This is a genomic window from Pseudoxanthomonas sp. LARHCG66 (assembly GCF_052871755.1).
Map to the genome: position 1 here is coordinate 186,090 of NZ_JBIXJW010000004.1, position 20,197 is coordinate 206,286.

The window sequence follows — 20,197 nt, forward strand, 5'->3', positions numbered from 1 at the left end:
GCGCCCCATTGGGGAGGGAAGGAGTTCGATCATGCGAGGAATGACGTGCATCGGCCGTGCCGCCTGGCTGTTGTCTGCTCTGGTGTATGCGCAGATTGCATCTGCGCAGAGTGACGCTCCCGTACCGATCGACGACGCGCAAACGACACGCGCGATCCTGGATGCCGATGCCACGGGCCGCTTGATCTACCTGCACGACCAGGCGGCTGCCGTCGCCACTGACGCAGCGATGGAGCTCAAGGCGTTTCGTCGGGACGGCAAGCGCGGAGACCTGGCGGGCTGGATCACCGAGCAGCGCGAGGAAGGCATCGTTGTGAGCTTCGTCAGCAGCGAACCGGTACCACGGGCGCGATACCGGGCGACGGTCACGAGCGACGGCCGCGTCTCGGGAAAGGCGGAAGCGCTCACTGAGCCGGTGGCGTTGACGGCGTACGAACTTGGCGCGGCGCGGGCGCGTGCCACCGCCGCCGCTGCAAAGTTCGAGCCCTGCTCACGGACCTACAACACTGTCGTGCTGCCCACCAACAATGAGGGCGGTGGCTGGGCCGCGTATCTGCTGCCGGGAACCACGCAGCATGGCGTCGTCCCCATCGGCGGCAGCTATCGCCTCGATCTGGATCCCGCCGGAGAACGGATCCTCAAGCAACGGCCCTTCACTCGCACCTGCATTGCGCTCGACAGTCCACGCAACGACAGATCCATGAAAGCCGTGGCCATGATGGTCACCCACCTGCTAGACCCGGTTCCGACCGAGGTGCACGTGTTCTGGAGCCTGTGGGCGCGCCAGCCGATGTATGTGGCTACGTCGGAAGGCAATTGGCTGATCGAGGATGGCAAGACCAGGCTGATGTCGCGCAGGGAGAAGAAAGAACAATGAAGACGGTGGCATCCACTCTTCGTGCACTGTGCGCATGCACGCTGCTGGCGCAGGCGGCCGTGGCTTCGTCGACCTCGCCCGCGCCTGCACCTTCGCCAGCTACCAACGACACCGCGACAGCCTGCGCTGCCGCACGCCTCAAACCTTTCACGAGCCCCTACGGCGTCCGCCAGGCATGGCCGGTGATGGCATCGCCGCCGGCCGACATGCTGCACACGCTGGGCACGCCCTTGTCGGACATGGGCCACGTCGCCGACGGCTACCAGCAGTTCCTGCATGTCGATACGCAGGCACGCGCGGTCTATGTGGTGGAACAAGGCGGTTTCGCCGGCACCACGAAGGTATTCGGACCCCTGCCGCTGCCGCGCTGCACGACGACGACCCTGCCCGCGGCGACGACGACGCCACGCTGAACTGCGTGGCGTCGCGAGATGGGCTTACGCCGAGCGGCGCTGCCCGCCATGCCTTCCTTCCGCGATCTCCTCCACCAGCTTGGCGCAGAACGCGGGCAGATCCTCCGGTGTGCGGCTGGTGACCAGGCCCTTGTCGACGATGACTTCGTCGTCCTTCCAGTTCGCGCCCGCATTCTCCAGGTCCTTGCGGATGTTGGGCACCGAGGTAACGGTTCGGCCACGCAGCACGTCGGCGTTGGCGAGCACCCACGGGCCGTGGCAGATCGCACCAACCGGCTTGCCGGCTTCGAAGAAGCCGCGGGTGAAGGCCAGTGCCTGGTCGTCCACGCGCAGGGCGTCCGGATTGAACAGCCCCCCGGGAATGACGAGCGCGTCGTAGTCCTTGGCGGAGACTTCGGACAGCACATGATCCACGTCCACCTGGTCGCCCTTGTCGAAGTGCTTGAAGCCCTGGATGCGTCCGCCATCGGGCGAGACGATGTCGACCTGCGCGTGGTGCGACTGCAGTACGCGCATCGGTTCGGTCAACTCGGATTGCTCGAAGCCGTCGGTGGCGAGGATGGCGACGCGTTTTCCCGTCAGATGGCTCATGGGAAGGCTCCCGTATGAATGAGATACCACGGTAGCGTGCGCTACGCGCACGGCATGCGAAGGAATCGTTGCCATCGTGTCAACGCGCGTAGTCGATGTGCTCCAATGCCTCATCTGTTCATGGAAGCGCACTCATGCCCCGTCGCATGGTTGTCGTGTTACGCAGCGTGGCGGCGTGCGTCGTGTCGCTCTACGCGTTGCCTCTGGTCAACCGGATCGGCGGTGAACTCGCAGCGGCGCTGCGCCTGCCTTCCGGCGGTGACGCGCGGCTGGCCTACGACCTGCTGTGGGTCGTCATGGCCGGCGTGGCCGGCAGCATGCTGATGGTCGGTGTGGCGGCAGTCGCGAAGACCGCGCACGCCTGGGTGTTCCTCGCGTTGTACCTGGCCCTCGGCGTGACCCTGGTCTGGCTCGCGTGGGAAGACTTCCCGCGCTGGTTCACCCTCGCCTGCCTGCTGACCTTGCCCGTGCAGGTGTGGCTGGGCTGGTGGTTGGCGTGGGGACGTCGGCGCGCCACGCGCGCGGATACGTGAGGCTCAGGACTGCGCTTCGCCCACAGAAGTGTCCACCTCAGCGCCGCGGCCACGCCGCCAGCAACGCCCACAACCCGCCGATGCCGGCGATCCACGCGGAAGCGGGCACGTCGAGCAGGCGTGGCCCACCCGCTTCCAGCGCATACAGCACGGCCGCGACGATCAGCAGGCCCACGCCGAGGATCGCGGCGACGACGCGGCGCTGCAGGCCCTTCATCGTCTGGGTCAGTTCGGTGAGGTCCTTGGAGCGCATCGCCAGCTCGTGCCGGCCTTCCACCTGCTGGCTCAGCCATGCATGCACCAGGCGCGGCATGTCCGGCGCATGGGTCATGATCTCGGGCAGGCGCTTGCGGAACTCCTGCGCGGCGCGTTGCGGGCTGTAGCGCTCCAGCAGGATGCGCTCCAGTACCGGCCGCGCCACCGCCCAGATATCGATCTGCGGGTCCAGCTGCCGGCCGACGCCCTCGATGTTGAGCAGGGTCTTCTGCAGCAGGATCAGCTGCGGCTGCAGGGTCAGTTCGTAGCGCTGCGCGGTACGGAACAGCTTGGCCAGCACTTCGGCCAGCGAGATCTCGCTGAGCGGGCGGGTGAAATAGGGTTCGCAGACGGCGCGCGCGGCGGCTTCGAGTTCGTCGATGCGGATGTGCGCCGGCATCCATCCCGCCTGCACGTGCAGTTCGGCGATGCGGCGGTAGTCGCGGTTGAAGATCGCCATGAAGTTCTCGGCGAGCCAATACTGATCGTCGCGTGAGAGCTGGCCCATGATGCCGAAATCCAGCGCGATGAAGCGCGGATCGGTCTTCCGCTCCGGATCCACCCAGATGTTGCCGGCGTGCGCGTCGGCGTGGAAGAAGTTGTCGCGGAACACCTGCTGGTAGAACACGCGCACGCCTTTGGCGGCGAGTGCCTTGCGGTCGATGCCCGCGGCATCCAGCGCGGCGATGTCGTCGGACGGGATGCCGCGCACGCGTTCCATCGTCATCGCGCGCTCGGCGGTGTGCGACCAGATCACCTCGGGCACGTACAGGTCGGGCGAGTCCGCCCAGTTGCGCCGCAGCAGGCTGGCATTGCCGGCCTCGCGCTGCAGGTCGAGTTCCGCCGCCAGCGTGTTCTCGATTTCGGCGACGATCTCGCGCGGGCGGATCTTGTCGGCGTTCGGATGCGCGCGGTCGACGATGGCCGCGATGCTCTCCAGCAGCGCGATGTCCCCGGCGATCTGCCGGCGGATGTCCGGGCGCAGCACCTTCACCACCACCTCGCGCCCACCGGGCAGCGTGGCCGCATGCACCTGCGCGATGGACGCGGAGGCCAGCGGCGTGGTGTCGAAATGCTCGAAGGCCTCGATGATCGGCCGGCCCAGTTCCTGTTCCACCAGCGCACGCGCGACATCGCCATCGAACGGCGCCACGCGGTCCTGCAGCAGGGTGAGTTCTTCGGCGATGTCGGGCGGGATGAGATCGCGGCGGGTGGACAGGATCTGCCCGAACTTGACGAAGATGGGCCCGAGTTCCTGCAGCGCCAGGCGCAGTCGCGCACCTCGCGGCTGTGCGGCGATCTCCGCCGATGCACGCGGCACGAACGGGCGGCCCAGCTTCAGCCAGCGCTCGACCGGCGTGCCTTCGAGCAGGTCGTCCAGACGATAGCGGAGCAGCACGCGGCCGATGCGGCTGGCCCTCAACACCGACTTCATGCGCGGTGCTCCACGCGAGCGGCGAGGCGGCCGATGCGGACGGCCAACCGCTCCACGTCGTCGCGCATGGCATCGACATCGTCATGGAAGGCATTGAGTTCGTCGCGGCCGACCACGTCGCGCGATTCTTCGGTCACGTACTCGGCGGCACTTTCCGCAAGGTTGCCCGCGGCGACGCGGACCTGTTGCAGACCGGTACGTGCGGCATTCGCCACCTGCACGCCGATCACATCACCGAACACCCGGGTGAACGGCAGCGACCAATCGGGATCGAAGCGCGTGGCCAGCGTCTGCAGGCGGCGTGCGAGCTCAGCGTCGCCGGAGACCTTGACCTTGCCGACCGGGGTCGCGTTGTCGCGACGCAGGAAAGGGAGTTGACCGAGCAGTCCGCCGAGCGTGCTGCGCACGGCGAGATCGGCTTCCAGCACTTCACTGGCCGGACCCACCTGCAGGCGACCACCGCCGACCATGATGTCCATTGCCAGGGGCGGAGCATCGACCACCAGCTGGATGCGGCGGCCTTCGAGAGGACGCAGCGCCGCCGATGTGTCGGGATCAAGCGCGATCGCCTGGTTGAGCGCGGCTTCGAGTGCGCGACCGGCGAGGGGTTTCAGGGCATCGAACGGAGACAGGTCCATGCCGCCATTCTAGCGGCAAAGCCTGCATGCCCTGCCCGCCCGTCGGCTTGCTTCATGCAGGCTCGGGGCGGGCTCGATGGCGTCCTGCCATCCCGGCGGGGAGAGACGGTGGAGAGGTCAGACGCGCTTGCCGCGCAACAGCGAGATGATCGCCAGGATCACGAAGACGACGAACAGTACCCACGCGATGTTGGTGGCGGCACCCGCGATGCCGCTGAAACCCAGTACGGCGGCGATGAGGGCGATGACGAAGAAGATGATGGCGTAGCGCAGCATGGAAACTCCTTTGGGCTGTGGCCAGCGATGCAGCCGGTAGTGGCGTGCGCCATGCTGGAACGCGGGGAGTCATCGCCGCGTGATTTCCGCGCGGTGCGATATGGACACGCTTCAGTGTCGTGATTCGGACGTGAAGGTCAGGCGTTCTGCAGGAGGGGCTGCAGCCCCACCTCTCTCACACCAGGGATGCAGTCGCCCTCAGAGCCATCCACTCTCCTGCCGCACTGCGGCGCGCTCATCGACGCAGGCACGGCACGTTGGTCGAGGCGCGGACTGAAGCCCTTCCTACAACGGATGATCGCGCAGCCAGGCGCGCAGGCGCTCGAACCCTTCTTCCATCGACACGCGCGGTACATAGCCGAAGTCGCGACGTGCGGGTGCCATGTCGTACCAGTGCGCTGTGCTCAGCTGTTCGGCCAGGAAGCGCGTCATCGGCGGCTCGCCTTTCAGTGGCAGCACCGTCCACAGGGCTTCGCACACGGCACCGATGCGATACGCGGCCTTGAAGGACAGGTGCTTCTCGACGCGCGGCGCATGGGCCGATTCCAGCAGCGCGTTGAGCAGCTTGCGCATGGGCCATGGCTCGCCGTTGGAGATGAAGTACGCCTTGCCCGCGCAGGCCGCACCGGGTGCCAGGTGGTCGAAGGCGTCGAAGTGCGCTTGCGCGGCGTTGTCGATGTAGGTGGTGTCGACGTGGTTCTCACCACTGCCGACGATGCGCAGGCGACCGGCGCGGGCACGCGATACCAGTCGCGGCAGGATCTGGTGGTCGCCCGGACCCCAGATCAGGCGCGGGCGCAGCGCGACCGTCGCCAGCGATGCATCGTTGGCGGCGAGCACCGCCTTTTCGGCGATCGTCTTCGTGGTGGCATACGGCGCCTTGAAGCCTTCGCCGTAGGGCACGGTGTCGGCGGTGCCGCCTTCCACCGGATGCGTGGCACGGTGGGTCACGCTGGGCGTTGAGGTGTAGACCAGGCGACCGATGCCGTGCGTGCGACACGCCTCGAGCACGTTCTGCGTGCCGACCACATTGGCGTCGTGGTAGCTCTTGTAGCTGCCCCAGGCCCCGGCCTTCGCGGCGTTGTGGAAAACCGCGTCCACGCCATCGGCGGCATGCATCACCGCATGCGCGTCGGCGAGATCGCCCTGCACCTGGCCCACGCCGAGTTCGCGCAGCACCGGGTAGTAGCCACGGTTGAGGCTGATCACCTCGTGCCCGCGTTCGACCAGGCCACGGCACAGCGCCTGGCCAAGGAAACCACCGCCGCCGGTGACCAGGATCTTCATGCGTGGTGTCCTTGTTGCGTGCGTGCCCATGCCGCCAATGTCTCCCGACCGATCTTGGCGTTGTGGCGGATGTCGACGGGGAAGCCGGGGTGCGGCAGGAAGGTGGCGATGCGCGCGGTGTGCGGATGGCGTGCACCGATGGCGCGCAGCTCGGCCTCCATCTGCGTGCGGTCGGCGCTGGCGCCGGGCTGCAGTTCGTAGCAGAGCACCGGCGATTGGCGTCCGGGCTCGCCAACCCCGACCAGTGCGGTGCGGCGGACCCGCGGATGGGTGTTGAAGACGGGTTCGACCTGCTCGGTGTAGAGCGGGCCGTCGGCGTTCTCGACGCGTTGCGTCTTGCGACCGCAGAACCACAGTCGGCCTTCGCCATCGAACCAGCCCACGTCGCCCATGCGGTGCACGGTGCGTTCGGCACCCTCGGGCAGGGTTTCGCGGATCTTAGCCGCGCGCGTGGCGGCGTCGCGACGGAAATAGGTATCGGTGGCGGTGGGGCCGGCGACGGTGATCTCGCCAACTTCGCCGTCGGGCAGCACCTCGACATCGGTCCAGCGTTCGATCGGCGCGTCGGTGATGCGGATGATGCGGACCTCGTTCGGCGGCACGGCGCGACCGACGCAGGTGCCGGCACCGGCTTCCGTGTCCACGCGCGTGGCGTCCAGTTCGCGGCCTTCGATGACGGCGACCGGCAAGCATTCGGTGGCCCCGTACGGCGTCCAGAACTGCGCGGTATCCGGCAGCAGCGTACGGATCTTCGCCACGACATCCGGCGGCACCGGTGCGCCGGCCGAGGTCACGCGCTGCACGCCCGGCAGTGGCGCGCCATGGTCGGCGAGCACCTTCATCAGCGCAGGGGAGCCGAACAGCTGGGTGACGCCGAAACGCGCGATGGCCGCGTGCAGTTTGCGCGGATCGGCGCTGGCCGGGCGCGTGGGATCCATGTCCGGGATCACCGAGGTGAGCCCGAGCGCGGGATCGAACAGCGCGAACGGCGGGAACGTGGGCAGGTCGACGCCACCGGGCTGCATGCCGAAGGCGTTGCGCAGCAGTTCGATCTGGGCGACGAAATGGCGGTGGCGGTAGACCACGCCCTTCGGCACGCCGGTGGAGCCGCTGGTGAACAGGATGCCGGCGACATCGTCGGGTGCGGTGGCCGCCAGCTGCGGACCGGCGCCGGCACCGCGCGCCTCGATCTTCGCCAGCGTGGTGCCACCCCACGCCCAGCGCGTGCCGACGGTGACGATCCTCTTTGCGGACTTCGCCCAGCCCAGCACGCAACGCGCGGCCTGCGCCAGCGGGATGCCGATGAAGGCCTGCGGTTCGGCTTCGTCCAGGCACTGCTTCAGCGCGCGCCGGTCGATGCCGGGGTCCACCAGCACCGGCACGGCGCCGGCCTTGAACAGCGCGAACATCAGCAGGAAGAATTCCGGGGTGGGCCGCACCATCACCACGGCGCGGTCGCCGCGACCGATGCCGTACGCACCCAGGCCGGCGGCGATGGCGTCGCTGCGCGCGTCCAGCTGGGCGTAGGTGAGTTCGCGGGTGTAACGTCCGGCGGCGTCGGGACAGCGCATGGCCACGCGGTCGGGCTGCTCGCGGGCCAGCCGGGGCAGGCTGGCGGCGATGTTGCACGGATCGGTCATGCCGCCATTGTCGCCGCTGGACGGTACTTGCGTCAGCCGCCCGGGTTGGCAGAATGCGCGTCCCGCCCGCGCACCGCCGCCAGCCAAGCCCCGATGCATCCCTGCCTGACCTGCGGCGCCTGCTGCGCCCACTTCCGTGTCAGCTTCCACTGGAGCGAGGCGGATCCCGACCAGGGCGGCGTGGTACCGATCGAACTGACCGAGCCGCTGCGGGTGCACGAGCGGGTGATGCGGGGCACCTCCCAGAAGCACCCGCACTGCGTGGCGCTGGATGCCGACATCGGCCGCTACAGCCGCTGCACGATCCACGACCGGCGACCGTCGGTGTGCGCGCTGGTGCCGGCGTCACTGGAGTTCGGCGAGCGCAGCGCGCAGTGCGACAAGGCGCGGTTGGCGCACGGTTTGCCGCTACTGGTGGAGACGGACTGGACGGGCGTGGTGGAAGCGGAGAAGAATCCACTGCCAGAGCTCTAGTCCTTCTCCCCTTGTGGGAGAAGGTGGCGCGAAGCGCCGGATGAGGGGACGCGAGCGCAGCGAGCCGCTCGGACATCCGTCAAATAGAGCAACGGCAAGAGCACCCCTCATCCGCCTTCGGCACCTTCTCCCCGCTGTCGCAGGGAGAAGGGAATACCTCCGTGGGAGATGGGATCAATCCAGCGGATGGCGGTTCAGGAAGTCGCGGATCAGCGGTACCAGGATCTCGTGCCTGTCTTCCAGCACGTAGTGGCCGGCGTCCTCGTAGGCGTGCACTTCCGCATTCGGCAGTGCTGCGCGGAAACCATCGAGGAAGTGCCTGTCGAACACGAAGTCCTTCAAACCCCAACCCAGGAACGCGGGCCGGTCGGCGAACGACGGCAGTGCCTTGCCGGCGGCTTCGAGCAGCGGCCACGCCTTGTCCTTCGGGCCCAGCGGGATGTCCTGCATGAAGCGGATCGTCGAAATGCGGTTCGCCCAGGTGTCGTACGGCGACACGTACGCGCGACGCACATCGGGGGGCATGCGGCGCTCCACGCCGATCCATGACGCGCCTGCGGAAAACGCGTTGAAGCCGCGGATGATCCACTCGCCGATCTTCCAGTCGCGGCCGAGTGCGATCTGCCATGGCATCGGCTTGGCGGCCGGCATCGGGAACGCGGCGGTGTTGGTGATGACCAGACGCTTCACCTGCGCCGCATGCGAGAGCGCCCAGCCGAAACCGATCATGCCGCCCCAGTCGTGCACGGCCAGCGTCACCGGGCCGGTGATGCCCAGGTGTTCCAGCAACGCTGCAACATCATCCACGCGCGACTGCAGCGTGTACTCGTAACGGCTGTCGTCGGGCTTGTCCGACAGGCCCATGCCGATGTGGTCGGGCACGATGCAGCGGTAACGCTTGCTAGCAGCGGGGTCCGTCAGCCCGGCCACCAGCGTGCGCCAGTAGTAGCTCCACGACGGATTGCCGTGCAGCATCACCACCACCTCGCCATCGCGCGGGCCTTCGTCGAGGTAGTTCATCGACAGGCCCGGGCGGACCTCGAAGCGCTTCGGATGGGAGGGGTAGCCGGGAAGGTTCATCGCGCGTCGCCGCCGTCAAAGAAAAGGGCCGGCGAACCGGCCCCTGGAATGCGAATGCCGGGTGGGGTTACCACTCCACCTCGGCCATCGTGCAATTCAGGCCCGAGCCGATGCCGAGCAGGGCGATGCGGTCGCCCTTCTTCAGCTTGCCCAGTTCCTTCAGCTTGCTCAGCACGATCGGCACGCTGGCCGGGCCGATGTTGCCGTGCTCGGTGAAGATGGTCATGACCTTCTTAGGGTCGATGCCGAACGACTTCACGAACGCCTGCGTGTGCGGGCGGCTGACCTGGTGGATGACGAACTGGTCCAGTTCGTCCACCGCCCAGCCCAGTGCGATCTTGGCCGCGGCGAAGGTCTTGGTGGCCAGCTTCATGCCCTCGATCAGCAGCATGCGGGTATCGGTGACCATGCGGTCTAGGTTGCCGCGGCAGAGCTTGTTCCACTCGGTCGCCGAGCGGGTCACGCCACCCTTGTAACGCGGGGCATCCGGCGCCAGCTCGCGGCGCGTCATCACCATCGCCACGGCACCGCAGCCCAGGGTCAGGGCCGCCAGCTCGTCACGGAACTGCTGCTCGGTGACATCCGGGGCATTGAGGCGCTCGATGGTCTTGTCGTAGACGAGGTTGGCGGTCTCGCCATCGACGACCAGCGCGTAATCGATCTCGCCGCGTTCCAGCATGCGGGCGGCGATGTCCATGCCGTTGATGAAGGCCAGGCACGCATTGGTCACGTCGAAGGTCTGGCAATGGTCGCTGACGCCCAGGTTGCCGCAGACGATGCTGGCCGTGGACGGCTCCAGGTAGTCGCGGCTGACGGAGGTGTTCACCACCAGGCCGATCTTGTCAGCGCCGATGCCGGCATCGAGCAAGGCCTTCCGTGCCGCCAGCGTGGCTGCGTCGGAGGCCTGCACATCGTCGTCCCACAGGCGGCGGGCATGCACACCGGCGACGTCGTTCAACACGTCGGTCTTGATGCCCAGGCGGTCGAGCGTGGGCTGGAGGCGGGCGTTGATCTCGTCGGACGTCAGCGTGTGCGGCGCATCGATATGCGCCAGTCCCGCGATGGAGACATTCTTGAAGAGCATCGAGGTTAGCGCCAAGGCTCAGGCAAAGGGGGCCGACAAGGGTACTCACTTCCCGCCTTCACCGCATCTTTACGCAGGATCACCCTGGGCGCACGCCATCGTGAACAGTGATGCGCGTCACATTTCATCGACCGCAACGGAACGCGGCGAAACGCTGCTCGCCGTTGGCCGGATCGCCCAAGGGCTGCAGGGTATCGGCCTGCAGGCCGGGGGCCTCGTTGCGGGCCAGGGTTTCCAGTTCGTCGCGCACCCTCAGGGCGTTGCGCTCATAGAAGGCCACACTGTCCTTGACCGATACCGATACCTCGCCGCGCTTCTCGCAGCCGGCGGGAACGGCGCCCGCGCCGACCACGCGGACATCCCGGGCGGTGGGCGCCAGGTGCACCCAGGTGCAGGCGGACAGCAGCACGGTGGAAGCGGCGGCAAGCAGGACGAGTCGCATCGGGATCACCTGGAAAGGGGAGTCGCGGCCATTCTGGCCCACGCGGGATGAATCGCTCCGGGCACGCGCACCGCTCCCCGCGCGGAGGAGCGGTGCCGTTCGGGCCTTACGGCTTCTGTTTGCCGTCGGCATCCAGTTCCACCGCTTCGCCCAGCTGCAGCGCGCGGACCGATTCGCCGACCTTGGACAGGTCACCCACCACCACCCAGGTCAGCGCGGACGGCGACAGGGTGGACGCCGCCCTGGCCACGTCGGCCGCGCCGATCGCTTCGTTGCGGGCCTTGTACTGGACGATGTAGTCGTCCGGCCGGCCGTACCGCTGGTTGGTGGCGATCTGTCCCAGCACGGCGGACGCGGTTTCGTACGCGCCCGGCAGTTCCAGCGTGTTGGCCGCGCGGATCTTGGCGATTTCCTCCGGCTTGGACGGCGCCTGTCCGGTGGCGAACTGGCTGATCTCCTTCTGCAGCTCCTTCATCGAGTCGGCAGTGCGGTCGCTCTGTACCGCGGCGCTGGCCCACCACGGGCGCTGGCCAAGCGCATTGCGGGCACCGCTGTACGAGCCGTACGCCCAATGCTTGTCCTCGCGCAGGTTCATGTTGAGGCGGGAGCTGAACTGCCCGCCCAGCACGCCGTTGGCGAAGTCGAAGTCGATGGTGCCGGTGTCACCGGTGGGCGGCACCAGCTGGGCGGCGTAGACGTTGGACTGGATGGCGCCCGGCTGGTCGATCAGGAACACGCGCGGCTTGGTGGCGTTGGCCACCTTGGGCACGGCCGCCAGCTTCGGTGCGTTCGGCGCGGGCTTCCAGTCGCCCAGGCGGGCTTCCAGCAACGGCACGATCTGCGCCAGCGTGGTATCGCCGACCACGGTGATGCGGGCCTGATCCGGCTGCAGCCAGTCACGATGGAAGGCGACCAGGTCGTCGCGGGTCAGCGAGGCGATCGATGCCTCCGTGCCCGAGCCGGTGAACGGGATGGCATACGGATGGCCGGCGCCATACAGCAGCGGCGGCAACGTGCGCAGCGCGGCGGTCTGCGGGCGCGCCTTCTCCTGCTTGATGCCGGCGATCCAGGTGGCGCGCACGCGCTCGATCTCGGCCGGGGCGAAGGTCGGGCGACGCAATACGTCGGCGAGCAGGTCCAGCGACGGGTCCAGCTTTTCGGTCAGTGCCGACAGGCCCACCGAAGCACTGTCCAGGCCGGCGCCCGTGGTCAGTTCCGCGCCCAGCGCTTCCTTGCGGGCGGCGAAGTCCAGCGCGCCGTACTGGCCCGCGCCTTCGTCCATCATCTGCAGCGCGAAGCTGGCGGTGCCCAGCTTCTTGCCGACATCGGCGGCGTAACCGCCGGGGAACTCGACGCTGATCTGCACCACCGGCGTTTCATGCCGCTCGGCCAGCGCGACCTGCATGCCGTTGGACAGGGTGGCGCGCTGTACGGCCGGGAACTTCAGGTCCGGGAAGGTCGCGGTCTTCGGCACGCCCTGGCTGCGGTCCACGTCGGTCTTCACCGTCTTGAACTTCGGATCGACCTTGGGTGTGGGGGCCGGTTGCGTGGCGGGCGCGGCGAACACGGTTTCCGGCAGGGCCGAGGCCGGCGTCTCGCTGGGCTGCACGAGGATGGTGTGCGAGGCCCCTGCCAGCCATTTCCTGGCCACGGCCTGCACTTCCGCCGGCGTGGCGTTGGCGAGGATGTCCAACTCTTCCTTGTAGCAATCCGGCGTGCCCTGATAGACGGCGCACGAGGCCAGCACGTCGGACTTGCCGCCGAAACCGCCGATGCGCTCGATGCCGCGCACGAACGCCGCGCGCCCGGAGACCTTGGCACGCTCCAGCTCTTCGGCTGTCGGGCCCTGGGTGACCAGGCGCTTGAGTTCCTCGTCCAGGGCCTGTTCGACCTTGGCCGGCTCCACGCCTTCCTTCACGGTGGACATCAGGAAGAACGTGCTGCTGATTTCGCTGCTCCACTGGAACGCGCTGGCCTGGTCGGCGATCTTGTCGCCGTGCACCAGGCGGGTGTCGAAGCGCGAGGCCGCGCTGCCGCCCAGCACCTGCGCGAACAGGTCCAGCAGGGTGGCGTCCTTCGTGCCCATCTCCGCCACTGGCCAGGCGCGGTAGACGCGCACCTGCGGCACGCGGTCGGGGATCGTCTCGCGGGTGTCCCTGGCGTGCTTCGGGATGTTGGTTTTCATGTCCGCCAGCGTGGCGCTGGCCGGGATGTCGCCGAAGTAACGGGTCACCTTCTCCTTGGCGGTGGCCACGTCGATGTCGCCGGCCAGCACCAGCACGGCGTTGTTGGGGCCGTACCAGCTGCGGAACCAGGTCTTCACGTCATCCAGGGTGGCGGCGTCCAGGTCGGCCATGGAGCCGATGGTCTGCCAGCTGTAGGGATGCCCGGCCGGGTACAGCGCCTCGAACATGCGCGCGAAGATGCGGCGGCCATAGGGCTGGTTCTCGCCCTGGCGCTTCTCGTTCTGCACCACGCCGCGCTGCTCGTCGAGCGCCTTCTGGTCGATCGCGCCCAGCAGGTGGCCCATGCGGTCGGATTCCATCCACAGCGCCATGTCCAGCGCGGTGGTGGGCACGTTCTGGAAATAGTTGGTGCGGTCCTGGTTGGTGGTGCCGTTCTGGTCGGTGGCGCCGACCAGCTCGAACGGGGTGAAGAACTCGCCGTCATGGTTCTCGCTGCCCTGGAACATCAGGTGCTCGAACAGGTGCGCGAAGCCGGTGCGGCCCGGGGTCTCGTTCTTGCTGCCCACGTGGTACCAGACATTCACCGCCACGATCGGCGCCTTGCGGTCGGTGTGCACGATCACGCGCAGGCCGTTCGGCAGGGTGAACTCTTCATACGGAATCACGACGTCCGCGCCCGCCGGCTTCGCATGCGTCGACGCCGGCGCGTAGGCCAGTCCCCCGAGCGCGGCGGACAGGGCGATGGCGAGCAGGGCGGCGCGGGGCCGGCGGGAAAGGTGCATCGGACACTCCTTTGAATACTGAATGGGCCTGGAGAACCCCCGATGCTAACCGCCGCCCGCGGTCATTACACTAGGCCACAAGCCATGACGAATGGCTCATCCGCCGCCCCGCTGCGGCCCGCCAATCCTGTTGTGCGGAGGTGCCATGGACCGCAAGCACTGTCTGGTGACCGGGGCCAACCGGGGCCTGGGCTTGGAACTTGTCCGGCAGCTGCTGGCCCGCCATTGCCACGTCATCGCGACCTGCCGGCAGCCCGGCAAGGCCACTGCGCTCAACAGCCTGGCGGGCGAGTACCCCGGCCGCCTGCATGTGCTGCCGCTCGACGTTGCCGACGCCCGCAGCCGCAACCAGCTGCTCCACGAGGTGTCGCTGGTTACCGATGAAGAACCCCTGCACCTGCTGGTGAACAATGCCGGCGTGCTGCGCGGCGGCGAGCGTTTCGGCCACGTGACCGCTGCCGATCTCGACGCCAGCTTCCATACCAACGCCGCCGGCCCGTTCCTGCTGGTGCAGACGCTGGCCGCACGCCTGGCCGAGGGCGGCGTGGTGGCCAATATTTCGTCCGAGGTCGGATCGATCGGCCTTAGGCAGGAATTCCGCACCCCGAGCTATGCCATCGGCAAGGCCGCGCAGAACATGGCCACCTCGCTGTTGTCGCAGGCCCTGGCCGCACGCGGCATCACGGTCGTCGCCCTGCATCCGGGCTGGGTCCGCACCGACATGGGGGGCGACAACGCAGCGCTGTCCGTGCAGGAGTCCGCCACAGGGCTGCTTCATGTGATCGACCATCTAGGCGCAGAAGACAGCGGCCGCTTCCTCGACTGGCAGGGCGCTCCGCTGCCCTGGTAAAGCTGAATGCCGGCTGCGCCGGCGCCAGTGGACCGCAACGGTTCCTGGTTGAACGGCATCCAAACCAGAACACACCGCATTGACCGGGATCGGGCCGAAGCGGCGTGTTCGCAGTCACAACGCACACCCAGGCGCGTCCTGTTGCATGCAGGACGGACACCCGGGCGGACATGCACTCGGACACCGGACACGCAGAACAGAAGCCTAAAGCCCTATTGGATCAATAACTTGCGATTGGCACGGTTTCTGCTCTACCCATAACAAGCCTTCCGCTGTCCGACGTCAACCTGACTGAAACCTGAATCAACTCACCGAAACGAACGGTTTTGCTTGATCTGTCTGTCTAGGTGTACTACCTTACTACCACACCACACAACAACATCACTACAGAGGCATGACAATGAACACCAAGAACCTCCTCCCGCTGACCGCCGCCGCCGTGTTCGCCCTGTGCGCCGGATCCATGGTCGTTTCCGCCACTCACGCCGACAACAACCGCAACACCGCCGAAGCCACCCACATCGTCAACCTGCCCACTGTCACGGTGAAGCCCGATGCGGCCGACCTGGCCCACTACCTGACCTACAAGGACACCAAGATCGTCGACCTGGCCACGGTCACCGTGAAGCCCAGCGCCGAAGACCTGGCCTACTTCGTTGCCCAGCAGGCAGTGCGCGTGGTCGACATGCCGGCGGTCACCGTGCGTCCGTCCGCCGAGGACATGCAGCAGATCGCGGTGCAGGCGGGCGTGCTGGCCGGCCAGCTGGCTTCGCGCTGATACGCAGGCAACACACCACGCTCCACCTGCGTTTCCACGCAAGCCGGCAGCCGCCGGAGTTCCACCGCACCACATGCCCGTGAGGCCATGCAGCGCCGCGTAGAATGCGCGCCATGACCGACACCCTGGACATCGATGTCCTGCTGTACCAGCCGGAAATTCCCCCGAATACCGGCAACGTCATCCGCCTCTGCGCGAACACCGGCGCGCGGCTGCACCTGATCGAACCGCTCGGGTTCGCATTGGAAGACAAGCAGCTCAAGCGCGCCGGCCTGGACTACCACGAATACGCCACGCTGCAGGTCCACGCGTCGCTCGAAGCGGCCCTGCAGCACGTGCGACCCACGCGCCTGTTCGCACTGAGCACCCGCGGCGCCCTCCGCTACGACCAGCCTGCCTATCAGCCCGGCGATGCGTTCCTGTTCGGCCCCGAGACCCGCGGCCTGCCGCAGGAGGTACTGGAGGGCCTGCCCGAACAGCAGCGCCTGCGCCTGCCGATGCGCCCGCAAAACCGCAGCCTCAACCTGTCCAACACGGTGGCCGTGGTGGTGTTCGAAGCGTGGCGGCAGGCGGGGTTCGGCGGAGGCGCGTGATCGCGCGCAGACTGTCGCCATGACCCGCCCTGCTACGCCGCCGCCATCGCCACCCTTCGAGGTCACCCGATTGCTGGATACGGCCACGGTATCGGTGCGCGAGGTCTGCTGCCGCGGCGAGTGCCGGCATCGCAGCGGCGAGGAATGCACGAACGCGACCCACCTGGTGTTTCCGTACCGCGGTGTCTACCTGCGCCATGTCGGCAGCGCCCAGACTGTCGCCGACGCCAACCATGTCCTGTTGTTCAACGCCGACGAGGACTACCAGGTCAGCCATCCCGTCGCCGGCGGTGACGCCAACCTGGTGCTGCAGCTGGCCGAACCACTGCTGCGCGAACTCTCGCCGGTATCGCAGATCCGTAACGGCGGACGCGCCGTGTTCCGCCATCAGGCGTTGCGCATCGACGCGCGCGCGCAGGCGCTGGTCGCCCTGATGCGGCATGCACTGCGGCAGGGCGGGATCGAGCCGCTGGAAGCGGAAGGCCTGGCGCTCACCCTCGCCTCGCGCAGCCTGGGTCCCCGCACCGCGCACGTCCCCGGCGCCACCCGGGCACGGCAGCGGTTGGTCGATCGCGTCAAGGTGCTGCTCGCCAGCGATCCCGGTCGGCGCTGGACCTTGGCGGACATCGCGGCCGACACCGGCGGCTCTCCCGTCTACCTGACCCAGGCGTTCCGGCAGGTCGAAGAGATGCCGCTGTACCGCTACCAGTTGCACCTGCGGCTGGCGCGCGCACTGGATCTGCTGAAAGGCGACGACGACCTGTCCACGCTCGCGCAGGACCTCGGTTTCTCCAGCCACAGCCACTTCGCCGCCGCGTTCCGGCAGACCTACGGCCGCACGCCCAGCGCCTTCCGCGCGCTCACCCGCCGACCTGCCGCAACCGGCTAAAGATTCCGACAGCGCCCACGCTGCCCGCATGGTCTCCTGCGCCTGCCCGATCCGGGCTGCCCAAGGAACGTGTCATGACCGAACAGACCTGCGCTGCCTGCGACTACCCGCTGGACGGCGGCGCCATTGAAGTCACCCTTGGCGGTCGCACCGTTGAGGTGTGTTGCGAGGAATGCGCTGCCAAGCTGCGCGAGGCCGGCGCCGACGCCGATGCGGCTGCCTGACGTGCACAAGGCTGCCCTGCTGGTGCTTGCCGTCATGCTGACGGCAGGCACCTGGCCTGTCCTGGCGAAGACCCTCCTTCCTCCTGGGGCGGAAATGCAGCTGCGCGCGATCCATCATCGCCATGTCGCGGCGCATCGCGTGCCGGACCCGGCGTTCCTGCATGCACTTGCCGCGCCGGACCTGCTGGTGATCGACAGCGACGGTCAATGGTTGGACCGGACCGCATTTCTCGCATCACTGCCCACCGCATCGCCCTTGGCGGACGTCGCCTACGACGATGTGCAGGTGCGCCTGTTCGGCACGGCCGCAGTGGTGCACGGCACCCTCCTGGGCCATCCGCACACAGGCGATGCACGGCGGGTGCGTTACACCGATGTCTATGCGTGGCGGGAAGGGCGCTGGACATGGATGCATGGACAGCGCACGCGCATCGCGAACGCCGTTGCTACCCCCGCATCGATGCAGGCGCCCTCCTCCGCGCCATCGCAGTGGCGTGGCTCCGATCCCGTCGGCGACGATGCCACCGTGCTGGCAGCCTTGAACGAACAGTACGTGCAGGCTTTCCGCGACGCCGACGCGGGCTGGTACGACGCGCATCTGGCGCCGGACTATCGGGTCGTCTCCGGCGACGGCTCGCTGCAGGACCGTGCCGCTGCCCTGGTCGACTTCGCCAGGCCGGTGTTCGCTGAAAGCATCGCCACGTTTCCGCTGGACAAGGTGCGGATCAACCGCATCGGGGAGCTCGCCTTGATCCATGCCGAGAACGCCTACACGCTGAAAGACGGCCGCCGGGGCATCAACCGCTATACCGACATCTGGATCAAGCGCGCCGGGCGCTGGTGGTGCGTGGCGGCGCACATCACCGTGCACACTCCACCCGCGTGACCCTGTCCTCGCAGAACGCTACGCGAACCGCGCCAGCCCGTAGGGCGTCAGCGGAATGTCGGTCGCTTCGCCCGCCATCATCTGGTCGAGCAGCCGTCCTGTTACCGGGCCCTGCGTCAAGCCGAGATGGCCATGCCCGGTGGCGACGAAGATGTCCTCGCCCGGCACCCGATCGATGATCGGCAGCGAATCCGGCGTGCATGGCCGATTGCCCGCCCATTCCGATACCGGTTCGGTCGTTATGCCGGGGAACAGCTTGCGCGCCTCGGGGTCGAGCCGGCGGATCAGGTGGTAATGCGGGTCGCGGCCCAGCGCCGTCAGCTCCTTGATGCTGGTCATGCGGATGCCGGACTGCATGGGCGACACCACCATGTAGCGCTCCGCCCACAGCGTGGGCCGACGCACGATTACATCCTTCTGCGGATACATCAGGTGGTAGCCGCGTGCGGGAATCACCGGGATCTTCACCCCGAACGGACGCAGCAGGGTGTTGCTCCAGGCGCCCGCGGCCACCACCACGCGCCCGGCATGCACCGCGCCATGATCGGTGTCGAGGCGATAGCCGCCGTCCTGCCGCAGGATCGCCGAGACGCTGGCGATCAGCGGCGTCGCGCCGCGCGCGCTCAGGTGATTGAAGAGGCGCCGGCAGAAGTCCCCGGGGTCGCGCATCGCCAGCGATTCGCGCTGGAAGACCGCCCGCTGGAAGCCCGTGCCGATGCCGGGTTCGAGCTCGCGCAGCTGGCCGGCGTCCAGCACGTCGAACGCCACGCCGCGGTCACGCATCAGGCCACGTTCCCATTCGCCCTTCGCGAAGCTGGCCTCCTCGCTGTAGACGTGCAGGTAGCCGGTGTGCGCGATGAGGTCCTGTGCGCGGATCCGCTCGCCCAATTCGAGCCACGCCGAGCGCGAGGCGGTATTGATCGCACTCAACGCATCGATGATCGGCAGCACGTGCTCCATCCTGCCCTGGTCGAGGAACTGCAGCAGCCAGCGCGCGTAACTCGGGCTGACGCCCCAATCGAGCTTCAATGGCGCCAACGGATTGGCGAGCATCCGCAGCGCCTTCATGACGATGCCGGGCGTGGACTGCGGCATCACGTTGCCCACGGAAATGGAGCCGGCGTTGCCGAACGACGTTTCGCCAGCGGGTCCCTTCGCATCGATCAGCGTGCACGACAGCCCGCGATCGAGGAGGTGGTGGGCCGTCGACAGGCCGACAATGCCGCTGCCGATCACCGCGACATCGGTGGTGCGCGGTGCAGGGGAGGAAAGGGAAGCACTCATCGGATCGGAACGTCGTAGGCGGTCTTGGGGGAGGGTTCGGGGCGGAAGGTGTAGTGCCACCATTCCATCGGATAATTATGGAACCCATGCCGCGCCATCGCCTGCAGCAATTGGTCGCGGTTGCGTCGCTGCTCGTCGCCCAGTTGCGGATGCGCGGTATTGGCGCGCGGATCGAAGAAGTCGAACGGCGTACCCATGTCCAGTTCCGTACACGCGCCACCGTTGCAGCGCACGAGCGTCAGATCCAGCGTCGCGCCCCGGCTGTGCCCCGAGGACTCGGCAATGTAGCCATCGAGCAGGCGCGCCTTGTCCAGATTCGGGTAGTACGCCGCCTTGGTGCGCTGGTCGGCAGGGTCGCGTGCCCAGGCGACGAAGTGCTTCACCGCGCGTACCGGGCGATAGCAGTCGAACACCTTCAGCGACAGGCCTTCGCGCTGCACGTCCTGCTGCACGCGGGCGAGCGCCCGTGCGACCGGTGCCAGCAGCAGGCACTTGGGCGCGTCGTAACCGGCGACCGGCGCGCCCACGAAATTGTTCTTGCCCGCATAGCGGATTTCCTGCTGCAGACCGGGCACGACCGTCACCGCATCGACCAGGTCCGCCTGCGCCGCTTCCTGTGCCGGAGACACCTGCACGCCCGGCGCGGAAGCGCAGGCGCCGAGCAACGGAAGCGCACTCAACAGGAGCAGCGCCATGCCTC

The 20,197-nt window shown here is 67.7% G+C and carries 22 protein-coding genes; 10 read left to right on the forward strand and 12 right to left on the reverse strand.

Going from position 1 to position 20,197, the window contains the following annotated elements:
- Nucleotides 1-31 precede the first annotated feature (31 nt).
- Together ACIPRS_RS13610 and ACIPRS_RS13615 are read left to right on the forward strand one after the other, a co-directional pair.
- A complete protein-coding gene (locus ACIPRS_RS13610) occupies nucleotides 32-877 on the forward strand; it encodes a hypothetical protein (RefSeq protein ID WP_446538908.1) in 846 nt (281 codons plus the stop codon).
- 5 nt (nucleotides 878-882) lie between these two features.
- The gene (locus ACIPRS_RS13615; RefSeq protein WP_446538909.1) at nucleotides 883-1,290 is read left to right on the forward strand and encodes a hypothetical protein; all 408 of its coding nucleotides are present in this window, start codon (nucleotides 883-885) and stop codon (nucleotides 1,288-1,290) included.
- Between the two features lie 24 nt (nucleotides 1,291-1,314).
- On the opposite strand, the gene ACIPRS_RS13620 is transcribed toward ACIPRS_RS13615, so the two are convergent.
- Entirely contained in the window at nucleotides 1,315-1,881 is a 567-nt protein-coding gene (locus ACIPRS_RS13620) for a type 1 glutamine amidotransferase domain-containing protein (protein WP_446538910.1), read from the reverse strand.
- A 134-nt stretch (nucleotides 1,882-2,015) separates the two neighbouring features.
- Between ACIPRS_RS13620 and ACIPRS_RS13625 the strand changes: the two genes are divergently transcribed.
- On the forward strand, nucleotides 2,016-2,414 hold the full coding sequence (locus ACIPRS_RS13625; RefSeq protein ID WP_446538911.1) for a hypothetical protein: 399 nt from the start codon (nucleotides 2,016-2,018) through the stop codon (nucleotides 2,412-2,414).
- Between the two features lie 37 nt (nucleotides 2,415-2,451).
- Here the strand turns inward: ACIPRS_RS13625 and ubiB are convergent, their stop codons facing one another.
- The 5 genes from ubiB to oleC form a co-directional block, all read right to left on the reverse strand.
- Complete coding sequence (gene ubiB, locus ACIPRS_RS13630; protein WP_446538912.1) at nucleotides 2,452-4,104, reverse strand: ubiquinone biosynthesis regulatory protein kinase UbiB; 1,653 nt, start codon at nucleotides 4,102-4,104, stop codon at nucleotides 2,452-2,454.
- Nucleotides 4,101-4,742 carry a ubiquinone biosynthesis accessory factor UbiJ gene (locus tag ACIPRS_RS13635; RefSeq protein ID WP_446538913.1) on the reverse strand — a complete coding sequence of 214 codons (642 nt, stop codon included), beginning with the start codon at nucleotides 4,740-4,742 and terminating at the stop codon, nucleotides 4,101-4,103. The genes ubiB and ACIPRS_RS13635 overlap by 4 nt, the downstream gene beginning before the upstream one ends.
- Nucleotides 4,743-4,859: 117 nt before the next feature.
- Entirely contained in the window at nucleotides 4,860-5,018 is a 159-nt protein-coding gene (locus ACIPRS_RS13640; protein WP_082563134.1) for a DUF1328 domain-containing protein, read from the reverse strand.
- A 285-nt stretch (nucleotides 5,019-5,303) separates the two neighbouring features.
- Nucleotides 5,304-6,305 (reverse strand): 2-alkyl-3-oxoalkanoate reductase, encoded by a 1,002-nt coding sequence (oleD, locus tag ACIPRS_RS13645; protein ID WP_337732469.1) that lies wholly within the window; start codon nucleotides 6,303-6,305, stop codon nucleotides 5,304-5,306.
- A complete protein-coding gene (gene oleC, locus ACIPRS_RS13650) occupies nucleotides 6,302-7,945 on the reverse strand; it encodes an olefin beta-lactone synthetase (protein ID WP_446538914.1) in 1,644 nt (547 codons plus the stop codon). The genes oleD and oleC overlap by 4 nt, the downstream gene beginning before the upstream one ends.
- Before the next feature lie 93 nt (nucleotides 7,946-8,038).
- On the opposite strand from oleC, the gene ACIPRS_RS13655 reads away from it, so the two are divergent.
- On the forward strand, nucleotides 8,039-8,419 hold the full coding sequence (locus ACIPRS_RS13655; protein ID WP_337732471.1) for a YkgJ family cysteine cluster protein: 381 nt from the start codon (nucleotides 8,039-8,041) through the stop codon (nucleotides 8,417-8,419).
- Between the two features lie 174 nt (nucleotides 8,420-8,593).
- On the opposite strand, the gene ACIPRS_RS13660 is transcribed toward ACIPRS_RS13655, so the two are convergent.
- The 4 genes from ACIPRS_RS13660 to ACIPRS_RS13675 form a co-directional block, all read right to left on the reverse strand.
- Complete coding sequence (locus tag ACIPRS_RS13660) at nucleotides 8,594-9,499, reverse strand: alpha/beta fold hydrolase (RefSeq protein WP_446538915.1); 906 nt, start codon at nucleotides 9,497-9,499, stop codon at nucleotides 8,594-8,596.
- Between the two features lie 67 nt (nucleotides 9,500-9,566).
- Nucleotides 9,567-10,583 carry a 3-oxoacyl-ACP synthase III gene (locus ACIPRS_RS13665; RefSeq protein ID WP_142122995.1) on the reverse strand — a complete coding sequence of 339 codons (1,017 nt, stop codon included), beginning with the start codon at nucleotides 10,581-10,583 and terminating at the stop codon, nucleotides 9,567-9,569.
- Between the two features lie 124 nt (nucleotides 10,584-10,707).
- Nucleotides 10,708-11,025, reverse strand: coding sequence for a DUF4156 domain-containing protein (locus ACIPRS_RS13670; RefSeq protein ID WP_192199720.1), 318 nt, complete (start codon nucleotides 11,023-11,025; stop codon nucleotides 10,708-10,710).
- 106 nt (nucleotides 11,026-11,131) lie between these two features.
- Complete coding sequence (locus ACIPRS_RS13675) at nucleotides 11,132-13,993, reverse strand: M16 family metallopeptidase (protein WP_446538916.1); 2,862 nt, start codon at nucleotides 13,991-13,993, stop codon at nucleotides 11,132-11,134.
- Nucleotides 13,994-14,138: 145 nt separating this feature from the next.
- Between ACIPRS_RS13675 and ACIPRS_RS13680 the strand changes: the two genes are divergently transcribed.
- The 6 genes from ACIPRS_RS13680 (at nucleotide 14,139) to ACIPRS_RS13705 (ending at nucleotide 18,213) form a co-directional block, all read left to right on the forward strand.
- A complete protein-coding gene (locus tag ACIPRS_RS13680) occupies nucleotides 14,139-14,843 on the forward strand; it encodes an SDR family oxidoreductase (protein ID WP_337732475.1) in 705 nt (234 codons plus the stop codon).
- Between the two features lie 400 nt (nucleotides 14,844-15,243).
- Nucleotides 15,244-15,621, forward strand: a complete 378-nt coding sequence (locus ACIPRS_RS13685) for a hypothetical protein (RefSeq protein ID WP_446538917.1) — start codon at nucleotides 15,244-15,246, stop codon at nucleotides 15,619-15,621.
- Between the two features lie 113 nt (nucleotides 15,622-15,734).
- Nucleotides 15,735-16,214 carry a tRNA (uridine(34)/cytosine(34)/5-carboxymethylaminomethyluridine(34)-2'-O)-methyltransferase TrmL gene (gene trmL / locus ACIPRS_RS13690; RefSeq protein WP_337732477.1) on the forward strand — a complete coding sequence of 160 codons (480 nt, stop codon included), beginning with the start codon at nucleotides 15,735-15,737 and terminating at the stop codon, nucleotides 16,212-16,214.
- A gap of 19 nt (nucleotides 16,215-16,233) precedes the next feature.
- The gene (locus ACIPRS_RS13695) at nucleotides 16,234-17,103 is read left to right on the forward strand and encodes a helix-turn-helix domain-containing protein (protein WP_446538918.1); all 870 of its coding nucleotides are present in this window, start codon (nucleotides 16,234-16,236) and stop codon (nucleotides 17,101-17,103) included.
- A 74-nt stretch (nucleotides 17,104-17,177) separates the two neighbouring features.
- Complete coding sequence (locus tag ACIPRS_RS13700) at nucleotides 17,178-17,327, forward strand: hypothetical protein (protein ID WP_446538919.1); 150 nt, start codon at nucleotides 17,178-17,180, stop codon at nucleotides 17,325-17,327.
- Nucleotides 17,314-18,213, forward strand: coding sequence for a DUF4440 domain-containing protein (locus ACIPRS_RS13705; protein WP_446538920.1), 900 nt, complete (start codon nucleotides 17,314-17,316; stop codon nucleotides 18,211-18,213). Before ACIPRS_RS13700 ends, ACIPRS_RS13705 begins: the two co-directional genes overlap by 14 nt.
- An 18-nt stretch (nucleotides 18,214-18,231) precedes the next feature.
- On the opposite strand, the gene ACIPRS_RS13710 is transcribed toward ACIPRS_RS13705, so the two are convergent.
- Nucleotides 18,232-19,497 (reverse strand): NAD(P)/FAD-dependent oxidoreductase, encoded by a 1,266-nt coding sequence (locus tag ACIPRS_RS13710; RefSeq protein WP_446538921.1) that lies wholly within the window; start codon nucleotides 19,495-19,497, stop codon nucleotides 18,232-18,234.
- Nucleotides 19,494-20,192: a M15 family metallopeptidase gene (locus ACIPRS_RS13715; RefSeq protein ID WP_446538922.1), complete on the reverse strand. Its 699-nt coding sequence runs from the start codon at nucleotides 20,190-20,192 to the stop codon at nucleotides 19,494-19,496. The genes ACIPRS_RS13710 and ACIPRS_RS13715 overlap by 4 nt, the downstream gene beginning before the upstream one ends.
- Between the last annotated feature and the right edge of the window lie 5 nt (nucleotides 20,193-20,197).

Coding starts and splice junctions, on each gene's coding strand:
- ACIPRS_RS13695 (WP_446538918.1), top strand. CDS start 16,234: ATGACCCGCCCTGCTACGCCGCCGCCATCGCCACCCTTCGAGGTCACC.
- ACIPRS_RS13705 (WP_446538920.1), top strand. CDS start 17,314: ATGCGGCTGCCTGACGTGCACAAGGCTGCCCTGCTGGTGCTTGCCGTC.
- ACIPRS_RS13685 (WP_446538917.1), top strand. CDS start 15,244: ATGAACACCAAGAACCTCCTCCCGCTGACCGCCGCCGCCGTGTTCGCC.
- ubiB (WP_446538912.1), bottom strand. CDS start 4,104: ATGAAGTCGGTGTTGAGGGCCAGCCGCATCGGCCGCGTGCTGCTCCGC.
- ACIPRS_RS13680 (WP_337732475.1), top strand. CDS start 14,139: ATGGACCGCAAGCACTGTCTGGTGACCGGGGCCAACCGGGGCCTGGGC.
- ACIPRS_RS13710 (WP_446538921.1), bottom strand. CDS start 19,497: ATGAGTGCTTCCCTTTCCTCCCCTGCACCGCGCACCACCGATGTCGCG.
- trmL (WP_337732477.1), top strand. CDS start 15,735: ATGACCGACACCCTGGACATCGATGTCCTGCTGTACCAGCCGGAAATT.
- ACIPRS_RS13715 (WP_446538922.1), bottom strand. CDS start 20,192: ATGGCGCTGCTCCTGTTGAGTGCGCTTCCGTTGCTCGGCGCCTGCGCT.
- ACIPRS_RS13655 (WP_337732471.1), top strand. CDS start 8,039: ATGCATCCCTGCCTGACCTGCGGCGCCTGCTGCGCCCACTTCCGTGTC.
- ACIPRS_RS13640 (WP_082563134.1), bottom strand. CDS start 5,018: ATGCTGCGCTACGCCATCATCTTCTTCGTCATCGCCCTCATCGCCGCC.
- oleD (WP_337732469.1), bottom strand. CDS start 6,305: ATGAAGATCCTGGTCACCGGCGGCGGTGGTTTCCTTGGCCAGGCGCTG.
- ACIPRS_RS13670 (WP_192199720.1), bottom strand. CDS start 11,025: ATGCGACTCGTCCTGCTTGCCGCCGCTTCCACCGTGCTGCTGTCCGCC.
- ACIPRS_RS13635 (WP_446538913.1), bottom strand. CDS start 4,742: ATGGACCTGTCTCCGTTCGATGCCCTGAAACCCCTCGCCGGTCGCGCA.
- ACIPRS_RS13660 (WP_446538915.1), bottom strand. CDS start 9,499: ATGAACCTTCCCGGCTACCCCTCCCATCCGAAGCGCTTCGAGGTCCGC.
- ACIPRS_RS13620 (WP_446538910.1), bottom strand. CDS start 1,881: ATGAGCCATCTGACGGGAAAACGCGTCGCCATCCTCGCCACCGACGGC.
- ACIPRS_RS13610 (WP_446538908.1), top strand. CDS start 32: ATGCGAGGAATGACGTGCATCGGCCGTGCCGCCTGGCTGTTGTCTGCT.
- ACIPRS_RS13700 (WP_446538919.1), top strand. CDS start 17,178: ATGACCGAACAGACCTGCGCTGCCTGCGACTACCCGCTGGACGGCGGC.
- oleC (WP_446538914.1), bottom strand. CDS start 7,945: ATGACCGATCCGTGCAACATCGCCGCCAGCCTGCCCCGGCTGGCCCGC.
- ACIPRS_RS13665 (WP_142122995.1), bottom strand. CDS start 10,583: ATGCTCTTCAAGAATGTCTCCATCGCGGGACTGGCGCATATCGATGCG.
- ACIPRS_RS13675 (WP_446538916.1), bottom strand. CDS start 13,993: ATGCACCTTTCCCGCCGGCCCCGCGCCGCCCTGCTCGCCATCGCCCTG.
- ACIPRS_RS13625 (WP_446538911.1), top strand. CDS start 2,016: ATGCCCCGTCGCATGGTTGTCGTGTTACGCAGCGTGGCGGCGTGCGTC.